General features: G+C 44.6%; 12 protein-coding genes. 2 read left to right on the forward strand and 10 right to left on the reverse strand.

Going from position 1 to position 12,461, the window contains the following annotated elements:
* Positions 1-18: 18 nt before the first annotated feature.
* The 8 genes from AC0L6N_RS17805 to AC0L6N_RS17840 all read right to left on the reverse strand — a co-directional run bounded on the left by AC0L6N_RS17805 (position 19) and on the right by AC0L6N_RS17840 (position 6,995).
* Positions 19-1,005, reverse strand: coding sequence for an aldo/keto reductase (locus tag AC0L6N_RS17805; RefSeq protein ID WP_473476477.1), 987 nt, complete (start codon positions 1,003-1,005; stop codon positions 19-21).
* A gap of 28 nt (positions 1,006-1,033) precedes the next feature.
* Positions 1,034-1,972, reverse strand: coding sequence for a Gfo/Idh/MocA family oxidoreductase (locus tag AC0L6N_RS17810; RefSeq protein WP_011576591.1), 939 nt, complete (start codon positions 1,970-1,972; stop codon positions 1,034-1,036).
* Between the two features lie 9 nt (positions 1,973-1,981).
* A complete protein-coding gene (locus tag AC0L6N_RS17815; protein ID WP_011576592.1) occupies positions 1,982-2,821 on the reverse strand; it encodes a class III extradiol dioxygenase subunit beta in 840 nt (279 codons plus the stop codon).
* Entirely contained in the window at positions 2,821-3,207 is a 387-nt protein-coding gene (gene ligA, locus AC0L6N_RS17820; protein ID WP_011576593.1) for a protocatechuate 4,5-dioxygenase subunit alpha, read from the reverse strand. The genes AC0L6N_RS17815 and ligA overlap by 1 nt, the downstream gene beginning before the upstream one ends.
* Positions 3,208-3,216: 9 nt before the next feature.
* Positions 3,217-4,125, reverse strand: a complete 909-nt coding sequence (locus tag AC0L6N_RS17825; protein WP_473476481.1) for an amidohydrolase family protein — start codon at positions 4,123-4,125, stop codon at positions 3,217-3,219.
* On the reverse strand, positions 4,122-5,141 hold the full coding sequence (locus tag AC0L6N_RS17830; RefSeq protein WP_473476484.1) for an amidohydrolase family protein: 1,020 nt from the start codon (positions 5,139-5,141) through the stop codon (positions 4,122-4,124). Before AC0L6N_RS17830 ends, AC0L6N_RS17825 begins: the two co-directional genes overlap by 4 nt.
* A gap of 67 nt (positions 5,142-5,208) precedes the next feature.
* On the reverse strand, positions 5,209-6,306 hold the full coding sequence (locus AC0L6N_RS17835; protein WP_473476487.1) for a 4-oxalomesaconate tautomerase: 1,098 nt from the start codon (positions 6,304-6,306) through the stop codon (positions 5,209-5,211).
* 2 nt (positions 6,307-6,308) lie between these two features.
* Entirely contained in the window at positions 6,309-6,995 is a 687-nt protein-coding gene (locus AC0L6N_RS17840) for a 4-carboxy-4-hydroxy-2-oxoadipate aldolase/oxaloacetate decarboxylase (RefSeq protein ID WP_011576597.1), read from the reverse strand.
* A 128-nt stretch (positions 6,996-7,123) separates the two neighbouring features.
* On the opposite strand from AC0L6N_RS17840, the gene AC0L6N_RS17845 reads away from it, so the two are divergent.
* Entirely contained in the window at positions 7,124-8,326 is a 1,203-nt protein-coding gene (locus tag AC0L6N_RS17845) for a LysR family transcriptional regulator (protein ID WP_473476489.1), read from the forward strand.
* 13 nt (positions 8,327-8,339) lie between these two features.
* Here the strand turns inward: AC0L6N_RS17845 and AC0L6N_RS17850 are convergent, their stop codons facing one another.
* Positions 8,340-9,221: a helix-turn-helix domain-containing protein gene (locus AC0L6N_RS17850; protein ID WP_011576599.1), complete on the reverse strand. Its 882-nt coding sequence runs from the start codon at positions 9,219-9,221 to the stop codon at positions 8,340-8,342.
* A gap of 140 nt (positions 9,222-9,361) precedes the next feature.
* Here AC0L6N_RS17850 and pobA point away from each other — a divergent pair, with 140 nt between their 5' ends.
* On the forward strand, positions 9,362-10,576 hold the full coding sequence (gene pobA / locus AC0L6N_RS17855) for a 4-hydroxybenzoate 3-monooxygenase (RefSeq protein WP_473476492.1): 1,215 nt from the start codon (positions 9,362-9,364) through the stop codon (positions 10,574-10,576).
* Positions 10,577-11,354: 778 nt separating this feature from the next.
* Here pobA and AC0L6N_RS17860 read toward each other — a convergent pair.
* The gene (locus AC0L6N_RS17860; RefSeq protein WP_473476494.1) at positions 11,355-12,443 is read right to left on the reverse strand and encodes a hypothetical protein; all 1,089 of its coding nucleotides are present in this window, start codon (positions 12,441-12,443) and stop codon (positions 11,355-11,357) included.
* Positions 12,444-12,461 lie beyond the last annotated feature (18 nt).

A 12,461-nucleotide genomic window follows, 5' to 3' on the forward strand; every position in this document is an offset into this window, starting at 1 on the left:
CATTGGTCTCGGTGTTACTTAGAACTCTTCTGTGTCTATTTCAAGCTGAGTGTTAGCAGGATACCGAGGGCCACTGATATTTTGATGATCGAATAGTTGAGCTAATTTTTCTATCTGAAAATGTGAAAGTGATATATCAGACGCTGCGATGTTGTCCCGTAAATGTGAAATCTGCGTGGTACCTGGTATGGGAAGTATGTGATCGCTTTGATGCAGTAACCAGGCAAGGCTCAATTGTGCCATGCTGCAGTTCAGCTCTGTACTCATCGAACGAAGTTCAGTCAACAAGGGTAGATTCTGTTGCATATGATAAGCCTGAAATCGAGGCATGTTTTTGCGTATATCACCGTCCACCAATGCGTTTATGTCAGTTACCTTTCCACTAAGAAACCCACGAGCCAATGGTGAAAATGCCACGAATGCCGTGCCAAGTTCGACGCAGGTATCGAGTACAGAAATTTCTGCGTTTCTGCTCCACAACGAATATTCGGTTTGAAGCGCAGCAATGGGGTGAACAGCGTGGGCTTTACGCAAGGTTTTCGATGATACCTCGCTGAGCCCAACCGCTCTTATTTTGCCCTCGTCAACCATTCGAGATAGCTCGCCAACACTGTCTTCAATAGGAACGCTTTTGTCCCAGCGATGCAAATAGTACAAGTCTATAACATCAGTTTGTAGGCTAGTCAGTGACGTCTCTAGGGTTTGACGCAATGTCTCAGGGCGACCATCGATAACGCGCTTACCGCTAACACCAGTCATGCCACATTTGCTCGCTAGAAAGAGGTTCTTTCGATGTGGCTTAAGCAATTTTCCTAACAAAATTTCGTTTTTGCCAAAGCCGTATAACGCCGCGGTATCGAAATGAGTTATGCCACATTCTAGGGCTTCAGCGACAACCCGGGCCGCTTCCGACTCGCTTAATGGGTGCCCATAGGCATGGCTTAAATTCATGCACCCTAAACCAACTTCTGATACCTGTTGTTGCGCAATAATACGTTGCTTCACTTTTATCCCCTGATATTAAATTACCTTGTTATACAAGTTGCTGTTCAAGGTCGTGCAGAACTTTATAGCAAGCCAATACTTGACCAATGCTCGAGTTGGGTTCTCGATTTTCTTTAATAGCAGTAAAGAATTCCCTGTCCTGTAGCTCTATACCATTCATTGACACAGCGACATTCGACACATCTATTTTGTTCTCTTTGCCGTCAAATAAGTCATCATAACGTGCGATATAAGTGCCATTGTCACAGATGTAGCGGAAGAAAGTACCAAGAGGACCATCGTTATTAAATGACAATGACAAGGTGCAAATAGCGCCGTTTTCCGCTTGTAACTGAATTGACATATCCAATGCAATCCCCAGTTCAGGGTGAATCGGCCCCTGCACTGCGTTGGCTTTAACTATTTTACTGCCCGCTTGATAGGCGAATAAATCAACTGTGTGGGCAGCATGGTGCCACAATAAATGGTCAGTCCATGAACGAGCTTCCCCCTTCGCATTAATATTTTTACGACGGAAGAAATAAGTTTGCACGTCCATCTGTTGAATATTCAGTTCGCCAGCCGTGATGCGCTGATTAACCCATTGGTGAGAGGGGTTAAAGCGTCGCGTATGACCGACCATACAGACCTTGCCTGTCTCTTCCTGTACTTTAACTACCGCTTGAGAATCCGCCCACGAGTCCGCTAAAGGGATTTCAACCTGTACATGTTTGCCAGCTTGCATACATTGAATTGATTGCTCAGCATGCTGCTGGGTCGGTGTACATAAAATAACGGCGTCAGCGTCGATTTTCAGCGCTTCGGCTAAATCTGTAAAAATGTGTGGGATGCCATATTCATCCGCCACTTTTTGTGTTTTTTCAGCGGAACGTCCGACTAAGGCGACCACTTCAACATCGTTAATATTCTTAATGCCATCTAAGTGTTTAATTCCAAAAGCGCCAGGGCCTACAATTATTACTTTCATTATTCACTCCTAATCATTTTCTAAAACGAGATGGCCGACAGCGGTGTTTGACGCAGGTACATGGTAAAAACGCTTTTTAAGTTTTACCTTGTCATTCAATGCTCCGCGCATCACTAGCCACATGACCAACTCAACACCTTCAGAACCCGCTTGATTCAAATAATCAAAATGCGGCATCTCGGATAAGTTGTCGCTATCGTCAACAATACGATCCAAGAAGGCATTATCAAATTCTTGATTAATCAAGCCTGCTCGAGGGCCTTGCAACTGATGGCTCATGCCACCCGTGCCCCAGATTTGTACATTTACATCTTCATCGAAACTTTCAACCGCATTACGAATGGCTTTACCTAAGGCATAACATCGTTTACCCGATGGTGCTGGATACAACACCACGTTAACGGCCAGCGGTATCACCTTACATGGCCAAGCCTCGGGCTGACCAAACATCAATGATAGTGGCACCGTTAAGCCGTGATCCACATCCATCTTATTCACTATGGTTAAGTCGAAATCTTGCTGAATCACAGATTGGGCAATATGTGCTGCAAGTTCAGGGTAACCAACAACATCAGGCACAGGCCGTGGCCCCCATCCTTCATCGGCAGGGGAAAACGACGGTGCGCAGCCTAACGCAAAAGTTGGAATAATATTCATGTCAAACGCAGAGGCATGGTCGTTATAAACCAAAATCACTACATCGGGTTTCTCTTGCTTAATCCATTCTTTAGCAAAATCGTATCCGGCAAACAAAGGCTGCCAATAAGGTTCAGTTGTTTTGCCATTATCGATGGCAGCACCTATAGCGGGCACGTGTGAAGTAGCCACACCAGCTGTAATCTTTGCCATTATTTATCTCCTTCGAACATGTTGCCTTCGGGGGCGCGCCCACCATCAAGCATCATTTGTGCATAATCAGGTTGACTCATGCCTGTCATGGTAGCCGCTGCAAACTGAAAACTAAGCCCATCGCTGGAGAATATTTTAGCCAAGAAATAGATGTTCCCGCCGCTTGCCATCATGCGATTGTAATCACGAGAAAGGACACCTTGCTTTTGTTCTTCTGTCATATCCCATTTATCTAAATAGGCACGCTCGTCTGCTTTAAATAAAGCCCGATTTTCAGCTTTCATTAACGACATACAAAATTGATTTAGGTGATAACCACGCCGCCCCATTTCCGCATCAAATACGGTAGTACCAGGGATTTTTTGATAAGGCTTATCTAAAGACATTTTTATTCCTTAAGATTTAATGCTCTGTTCAGGCCAGTAAAGGCGCATTGGGTTACTGATAAGCAACTTCTGTTGCAATTCAGTTGTCGGGGCAATAAGCGGAATAATGTCGACTAATTGACCATCATCTGGCATGTGCGTTTTCATATTTGGATGCGGCCAATCAGTCCCCCACAATACGCGCTGTGAAAACTGCTCCACTACGGTGCGGGCGAATGGGATAACATCCATATAATGCTTTGATGGTCCGGCAACTGATATACGCTCTGGACAACTGACTTTTGACCAAAAATTTTCGTTTTCACGCATCAATTTTAGAAACAACGAAAATTCAGGACCATCCAGAGGCTTAGTAACGTCAGGCCGTCCCATATGATCGACTACCACAGTAGTTGGTAAACTCGTAAAGAAGTCATAAAGCTCTGGCAGTTCCTGACCTTCAAAATAAATAACAATGTGCCAATTTAGCTCCTTAATTCTCGCAGCAATGCGCTTTAAGGAATCAAAAGGTAAAGCATCAACTAAACGCTTAACAAAGTTAAATCGCACGCCTCTTACGCCGGCTTGGTGAAGTGCGTCAAGCTCTGTATCTGTCACGTCTTCCGAAACAGTGGCCACACCTCTAGCTAGACCATTGGAAGCCAGCAGTGCATCGACGAGTGCTCTATTGTCTGCCCCGTGGCACGTCGCTTGGACGACTACGTTACGACTAAAACCCAAGTAGTCTCGTAATGCCCATAATTGTTTTTTGGACGCATCGCAAGGGGTGTATTTGCGCTTAGGAGCAAACGGAAATTCAGCACCAGGACCAAATACATGGCAATGGGCATCCACCGCGCCATTAGGCACAACAAATTTTGGTTTGGAGGGGGACGGATGCCAATCTAGCCAATCAGCATCTTTGTTAAATGCGCTCATAACCCCATGCCTTTTAATTTTCTATCTAGACCTGGATAAACCCGACGCGCGTTGCCCGAATATATTTTACTACGCTCTGTATCCGTCAAATTTAGACTGTCCACATAGCGCTTTGTATCGTCGAAATAGTGGCCCGTTTCTGGGTCTATTCCACGCACCGCACCAATCATTTCAGATCCAAAAAGTATGTTTTCAATATCGATAACATTAAACAGCAAATCGATACCGGGCTGATGATAAACACAAGTATCAAAATACACATTTTTCATTACATGCTCACGCAGTGGTGGCTGTTTCATCATATCCGCCAAACCACGATAGCGCCCCCAGTGATAAGGTACTGCCCCGCCGCCATGTGGAATAATAAAACGTAAATTAGGGAAATCTTTAAACAAATTTCCTTCTAAAAACTGCATGAAAGCCGTGGTATCGGCGTTCATGTAGTGGGCACCCGTAGCATGGAAATTAGGGTTGCACGAGCCTGACACGTGGATCATGGCCGGCACATCTAGCTCAATCATTTTTTCGTAGAAGGGATACCAACTAGCGTCGGTTAATGGTGCCGAATTCCAGTGTCCACCCGAAGGGTCTGGATTCAGGTTACAACCAACAAAACCTTTTTCTTTTACGCAGCGCTCTAACTCTTCAATTGAGTTTTTAATCGGCGCACCGACCGATTGGGGTAACTGGCACACGCCAATGAAACGCTCTGGGTATAACTCGACAACCCTAGCAATCAAATCGTTGCAGGCACTAGTCCATTGTTTCGATACGGCTTCATCGCCCACATGATGAGCCATTGCTGAGGCACGTGGAGAAAAAATCGTCATATCAAGACCACGTTCATCTAGTAATTTTATTTGATTTTTTTCAATGCTCTCGCGAATTTCATCATCGCTAATATGTGGGACTTCCGGTAGGGCTACACCTTCCTGATAAGCCTTGATCTGCGCTTGGCGAAACAACTGTAAAGGCTCTGGCGCGGTAGTATAGTGGCCATGGCAATCGATGATCATATTTCTCTCCTCAATTCTGCGGGTCTAGAGTGTCTGAGCTAAAAACAACATGTTTTAATCAGCCAGATTATTGGCTTGGTAGCATAGCTTCGCCGCGCATCAACAATCGAGCTGTGCGTAAAAGCGCTGCCCGTTGCACGGTAAACTCGGTAATACTGACACTGCCCACCACTTCCATTTCGACAGTAAACTGCCCAGTGGGATGCTCAATTTCAATGCTAATCGTGCCGTCGTCAAATGCTTGTTGAATCAAATCACTGGCCACGGTGCCCTCTAAAACACAGGCAGTAGCAACACTTACCGAACCTAAAACACCTATCGCTTCATGTACTCGATGTGGGATAAAGGTCCGGGTATTCAAAACCCCGCCTTTCAAGGCTGGGGATATCAGAGACATTTTGGGTACGGTTTTCTTGCTTACATCGCCCAGATTCATTAATTTACCAGCTTCAAGCCTAATGGCCTCAATCCTGTCTTTAAGTGATTGATTCGCCTCTAATTCAGTGGGGGTTTCAGCCCCGCTCAAATCAAATGACTCTGCATTTAGCAGTACCACAGGCATCCCATTATCAATACATGTGACGGGAAAATCTAAAATGACATCCTGGGCGTTCCCAGTAGGGAAAAGTGTTCCGCAGCTTGAGCCTGCAATGTCCAAAAAATCGATTAAGACTGGTGCTGCAGTACCCGGTACGCCGTCGATCGCAGCTTCGCCTGAGTAATTAACGATACCGTGCGCAGTGTCAACTCGCGTCACCGCATTAGCCCCAGTATTGAGCATATGAATGCGCACATCGGTGTAAGGTTCAGAGGCTGCAAGCAGTTTTTTTTCAATGGCGAAAGGGCCAACACCTGCGAGTAAATTCCCACAGTTTTGCGTGTCACTGACTTGTGCTTTATCCACAGACACCTGTAAAAACAAGTAATCAACATCAGCGTCATCACGGCTTGATTGACTCACAATAGCCACTTTACTCGTCAACGGATGTGCGCCGCCTAAACCGTCGATTTGGCGTTCATCGGGGGAGCCCATTAATCTTAGCAACACGTCATCACGCTCAATGGGATCAGCTGGCAAGTCCTCTGCCAGAAAATATAATCCCTTAGAGGTGCCGCCACGCATGATGTAACACGGAATTGCTTTTTGAAGATGCGTTTCAGACATGCTTATTGCTCGTTGTACTTAACGTAAACCAAGCCTTTAGCTGCAAGTCGCTCGCGCATATTGTAAATATCAAGCCCTAGCTCGCCGTTTTCAAAACGGACACGCTTAGATTCTTCATTTTCCATGCGTTGCTCTACTTTGGTTTGCACATTATCAGCTTCTTCGAGCGCTACGACCACAACACCGTCTTCGTCTGCCACTATCATGTCACCTGGGCGAATATAAGCACCTGCACACATGACGGGTACGTTAACGTTGGCAATAGTTTCTTTCACACAACCTTGTGAGAATATCGATTTTGACCACACCGGAAAATTCATTGCCGTTAAGGTAGCGGTATCACGTACCCCTCCTTCAATGATCAGCCCGAGTACACCGCGCGCTTTAAGTGAAGTAGCCAGTAAATCACCAAAAAAACCATCCACACTTGGACTTGTCGGCTTGACCACTAACACGTCACCCGGTTGACATTGTTCAACCGCAACATGGATCATCCAATTGTCTCCTGGTGCCACTTCGCAAGTCACTGCTGGGCCTGCTACTTTAGCGGGTTTGTAAATCGGACGCATATAGTCAGCAAGTAAACCTTTACGACCTTGTGCTTCATGCACGGTGGCGACTTCAAACCCTTGGTATTTAGCCACGAGAGCTTTATCAGGACGAGGAGTATCAGTTACACAGATTGCCATGGCTTCACCTATTAAAATAAAATTGCGAAATGAGTATGGCGTACAGTTCGTTAAAAAACTGTTTAAAAAGATGACACTCACCATTAGTTTTTTCTATAATGAATAAAAAACAAGCTAGTTAAATAGATATGAAATTTAATCTTAGGCATTTGCTTTGCGCGTTAGAAATACAGAACTCAGGCACCATTAGTGCAGCAGCAAAACAGATTCATTTAACCCAATCTGCGCTAACTCAGGGTATTAATAAACTTGAAGCAACTCTTGGACTAACACTTTTCAGTCGTACTAACTCAGGTATGTATTGTACCGAAAACGGTGCTCGCTTCTTAAACCGAGCAGATCGCGCTTTCAAGCATTTACAGTATGCAGGCGCTATGTTGTTTAACGCTGATAAGCCGAAAATGCACTCCTTTGTGCGCTCAGTCAGTAGCCGGCAGCTAAAAGCCCTCATTACCATCACTGAATTACAAAGCTATACTGCTGCGGCTATACAGATGGGATTAACTCAGCCGACCCTGCACCGCTCTATTAAAGATTTAGAAACCCTATGTGAGCAGTGCTTATTCCAGCGCTCTCCCACCGGAGTAGAGCCCACATGGCGAGCTCGTCAGCTAACACGTTATGCGAGCTTATTTTTCGCTGAACTATCTCAAGGTCTTGAAGAAATTGGCGAGGTTAACGGTCGCATGAATGGTTCAATTCGCATTGGCAGCCTCCCTTTGGCCCGCACTGAAATTGTGCCTCGCTGCGTTCTGCAATTGCTAGATGAATTTCCGCTAGCGCAGGTCAGTATCATTGATGGGCCTTATGAAGAACAAGTCAATTACCTATTGCATGGCCAGTTACACGTGATCGTCGGTGCGTTACGATATCCCCTCCCCCATAATGATATAAAGCAACATAAACTATTTGATGATCCCTTGAGTATGGTGGTTAAAGCGGGCCACAAATTTGCAAAGCGTGCAACCTTGTCAAACACAGAATTGCAAAGCCTGAAATGGGTGGTACCAGGAAAAGGTGTCCCCGCTCGCCTAGTATTTGATGAATTGTTTAACAGCCGAGGCTTAGTGCCGCCCGAGCAAATAATAGAGTGTAGCGCCATGGTCGCCATACGTGGATTACTGCTTAACAGTGAAAGAGCCGCCTTATTACCAGCCAGACAAGTCGACGTCGAAGTTAAAAATGGTTTATTGGCGGTATGCCCTATGCCATTGGCAGACACAAACCGCGAAATAGGCTTGAGTATGCGGAAAAATTGGCAAGCGACTCATATTCAACGTCGGTTCTTAGAAATCATTGAATCTCACTATGAACAAACCGCTACGGTTTGATGAGATAAGCCATCTATGAGATCACACTGGTTTTACGGTACATTCCAGCACTCATACCCACACCTAATTTAAAAAATCGACTGAAATAGCCAGGCTCTTTGTAACCCAAAGTATATGCTATTTCCTCGACACTCTGACGCGTATATATCAGCCGTCGTTTCGCTTCGCTAATTAACCTTTGATGAATAATTGATTTAGGTGATTCATTTAGTTGCCCTTGACATAATCGATTAAGGGTCGACACAGAGACATGCAGTTGTTTGGCGTAATCTTGTACTGATAGATGCTTTGTATAGTTCTGTTCGATTAAGTGCCGAAACGCGAGCAAAACCTTTGACTCCCGTCCGCTTGAGCCTGCACTCACCGCTTGCAAATGTTGTTGTCGTTTAACGGTGAGTAATATCATTTGTACCAGTCGATTGATTGCTAATCCCTGCTCAGCTTCTGCGCTAACCAGTTCATCTTTGAGCAATTTAATATAAGTCATGAAGCGCTCAATTTGCTGCCTGTCACGAAACTCAATCACCGAAGGCACCCACAAAAGTTCTGGTAAAGTCGATTGAGGGTCGGCATCGCAAGTCCCCTCTAGAACATCCTGGTTTAGCGATACGACATAGCCCTGAATATTCGGTTCAAATACGAAGCCATGCACCACACCAGCAGGGATTAAAACCAACCAGTTTCCGCTTAGCTCATATCGTTTATCATCAAGTTGGACAACCCATGAGTCATCAAAAGTACAAATTATTTGGGTGAGTTTGTCATGTCTGTGAGGCTCAATTTCCCATCCTAACCCACGGCTTCGAAAAGCAATGTCCTCTACATGAGCCAAACCAACATCCTTGCGAATAAAGGATTCACCATATAAATCGTAGAAAGGAATACTTGCCGACATATCTATTAATCATAATTTAACGTGTAATGACATTAAATTAACATGACGCAAAAGTACAATAATATGCAACAGAGTTGAATTATAAAATTTGTTTAACTATTCGATGATTAAGTCACTGAGTTAGTCAAAGAGTGAACATAATGCAGACCGTTAAAACAAAAGTCGCCATTATCGGCGCAGGACCATCAGGATTATTATTAGGCCAACTTTTGGCGAAACAGGGGATCGACAACATCATCGTTGAACGCGTATCGGGTGAGTACGTGCTAGGCCGAATACGCGCCGGGATTTTGGAACAAGGCTTAGTGGATTTGCTCCGAGAAGCAAACGTCAATGAGCGAATGGATGGTGAAGGGCATGTGCACGATGGATTTGAAATTAGTTACTATGGCACCCCTTATCGAATTGATTTAAACAAGCTCACGGATGGTAAAACCGTCATGTGTTATGGACAAACCGAGGTCACACGTGACCTCATGCAAGCCCGAGAAACGAAAGCATTAACCACATACTACAGCGCCAGCGATGTTTCCTTACACGATATCGAAAGTGCTCATCCAACAGTTACCTTTAGCCAAGATGGTGTTAATTACACACTAGAATGCGATTATATTGCTGGTTGCGATGGTTTTCATGGCGTATCCCGCAAAAGTATCCCAGAGGAAAAGCGTAACGAATTTGAACGGGTATATCCCTTTGGCTGGTTAGGCTTACTTAGCGACACTCCGCCTGTCAGCGATGAGCTTATCTATTGCAAAACGGAACGTGGATTCGCCCTGGCCAGTATGCGTTCATCGTCACGCTCTCGCTATTACCTACAAGTACCCTTAACTGACAAAGTTGAGCAGTGGAGTGATGAAAGGTTTTGGGATGAGTTGAGAAAACGCTTGCCTCAAGAAGCAGCGAGTAACCTTATTACCGGGCCAAGCCTCGAAAAGAGCATAGCCCCGTTACGCAGCTTTGTGTGTGAGCCGATGCAGCTAGGTAAGCTATTTTTGGTTGGTGATGCAGCACATATTGTGCCCCCAACGGGTGCAAAAGGACTAAATTTAGCAGCGTCAGATGTATCGACCTTGTACCGTTTGCTAACAAAAGAGTACAACGAAGGTGCGACTAATGCTTCCCAACAATATTCAGAAATAGCCTTGCGCCGAGTCTGGCACGCCGAACGTTTCTCGTGGTGGATGAGCAATATGCTTCATGAATTTACTGATTGTGGCGGTGATGCTAATAACATGGACAATAAAACATTTGAGCGCTTTATGGCATCTGAGCTGGACTTCTACCTGTCACATGAAGAAGGTCAACAGGTGATCGCAACTCAGTACGTTGGCATGCCATATTCCGACGTATAAAGCCGGTTTTCAATAATTACCCTACTAGCCTGTTAACGCTAAAACCGACAGGCTAGTTTTCAAACGAAGTAAATAACGCTCGTTTGGCACCGCGCCCATCACCGCTCAAAGCCATATCAAATTGCACGTGTACATTACTCTTTATCTCAGTCTTCTTGGTCAGCCAAACGACCACCTTTCGTATCAATCTTCATCTTCTGTTGAAATATAATATTTGCATACTAGGGTCGTTTAAAAAACCATGTTCAACAGGGATTGGTCAAAAATAGTATCGCTAGTAGGGCGCGTTATTCTATAACCCAGCGGAAAAACACCACTCAGAATGTTAAGTAGTAGTGCCAATGCGCTGGTTACACTCCACCCATTCCAGTTAATAATTGCGCTCTTATAATTCATCCAGCGGATGGTGAACAAGGCGTGGATGCACAAGAATGATGGTTCCCTTTCATATACCGAGGACGTAGCACAAAACCCACTAGGGATTTCCTTCGAGCGAATTTAAAGGGCTTACTCTGTGTTGCTCGAACCTGAAAGTGCCCAGGTTGTTTTTTTATAAAAGGCTATCATTCAAGCGCCTTGATTAAGCCCTTTTGAATTTTCGCGAAGTGGTTAAATATTCACTGGAGTTGGCATAAATAAGAAATAAAGCGTTTGTAAGGATTCATCGCGAATTTCAGTGCAATTGAAGGGATATTTGCAGAGGTTTAAAAGTGATAAATAGCAGAACTCGGTGCCGAACAAGCTTGGTAGCACCGAATTCAATCTAAATTGAAATTGGTTAATTTCGTTTTACGGGCCAAAGCTCAAATGCACCGGCAATGATATTGATAACAGGAAAAGTCACGCCCAGAGTGGCGGTGCCTATCCAAGCTTCGCGAGCGTAGCCCATTTCTGGACCAGGGACGAGATCCGTTCCCGCAAAAAAAGGCAACGCATAGGAATAAAGGTGATACATAACGAAGGCGCCAATTAAGCATAATACAACTTTTAACAGCCCTTTAAGCGGTTGCACGCATTGACTAAAAAGCTGGAACTGCATCATATTTTCCACCAAGAAAGTACCGAAAATAATACAGACGGGGCCTTTAACCATAAAGTCCATTGGTTCCATTTTCAGTAAACCAACAAAAATGTAATACACAACCCCGGATACACATACTATCAACCCTGCACTTAATAACCCCATCAATGGTTGGTTAATGTCTTTACCCATTTTCGTTATTGGCCATAACTCAAACATGGTCGCTACCATCACCATTGCCACAACGGTCACCGCAAATGACAGCGCACTAATACCATTGAACATCCCTCCAGGCTCGAGTTCAGGGGAGTAAAAAGGTAAACCAGAGAAAAAGCTGTAGTCGTAGAATAGTTTAAAAAGTACGTAGTTCAGCAGATAGCAATAAATCAGTATTGCAATGCCTTGCCATAACGGGTTATCAGTTAATTTGTTAATTGGCCAACCACCAAATATCAATATGACTAATAAACTGACACCAACTGATTGAATAGCAAAGTGTATTAAAATTGGGCTCATCACGCCTTGCCCAACGGTAAAATATAATATCGGAGTGATAATGCTTCCAGCGAGTAATACCATCGAAGTCAGTATTACACCTTTAAGAGGTTGAGACATTTCGGCTATCTTACTCGGCACTCTGTGTTGCCAAACAACGGCCATCATGACTTGAAATGGGGTGGCACAAAGCAAAAATGTTCCGACCCACTCCAAAAAGAACGGCAAGCCAAAAACCTGAGTGAATCCTGCAATGATAAGTGCAGAAATCGCTAGCACTAACAATGTGGCGCAAACACCAATCAGTATTGGGCTCGATTGTTTTTCTTGTATTGACTGAGCTTCTATCACGAGACTCTCCGATATTAT

Source organism: Paraglaciecola sp. G1-13 (genome assembly GCF_055809255.1).

What these genes read in the sequence shown, in the direction of transcription:
- ligA (WP_011576593.1), bottom strand. Translation starts at nt 3,207, where the DNA reads ATGTCTTTAGATAAGCCTTATCAAAAAATCCCTGGTACTACCGTATTT.
- AC0L6N_RS17845 (WP_473476489.1), top strand. Translation starts at nt 7,124, where the DNA reads ATGAAATTTAATCTTAGGCATTTGCTTTGCGCGTTAGAAATACAGAAC.
- AC0L6N_RS17825 (WP_473476481.1), bottom strand. Translation starts at nt 4,125, where the DNA reads ATGAGCGCATTTAACAAAGATGCTGATTGGCTAGATTGGCATCCGTCC.
- AC0L6N_RS17815 (WP_011576592.1), bottom strand. Translation starts at nt 2,821, where the DNA reads ATGGCAAAGATTACAGCTGGTGTGGCTACTTCACACGTGCCCGCTATA.
- AC0L6N_RS17810 (WP_011576591.1), bottom strand. Translation starts at nt 1,972, where the DNA reads ATGAAAGTAATAATTGTAGGCCCTGGCGCTTTTGGAATTAAACACTTA.
- pobA (WP_473476492.1), top strand. Translation starts at nt 9,362, where the DNA reads ATGCAGACCGTTAAAACAAAAGTCGCCATTATCGGCGCAGGACCATCA.
- AC0L6N_RS17830 (WP_473476484.1), bottom strand. Translation starts at nt 5,141, where the DNA reads ATGATCATCGATTGCCATGGCCACTATACTACCGCGCCAGAGCCTTTA.
- AC0L6N_RS17835 (WP_473476487.1), bottom strand. Translation starts at nt 6,306, where the DNA reads ATGTCTGAAACGCATCTTCAAAAAGCAATTCCGTGTTACATCATGCGT.
- AC0L6N_RS17850 (WP_011576599.1), bottom strand. Translation starts at nt 9,221, where the DNA reads ATGTCGGCAAGTATTCCTTTCTACGATTTATATGGTGAATCCTTTATT.
- AC0L6N_RS17840 (WP_011576597.1), bottom strand. Translation starts at nt 6,995, where the DNA reads ATGGCAATCTGTGTAACTGATACTCCTCGTCCTGATAAAGCTCTCGTG.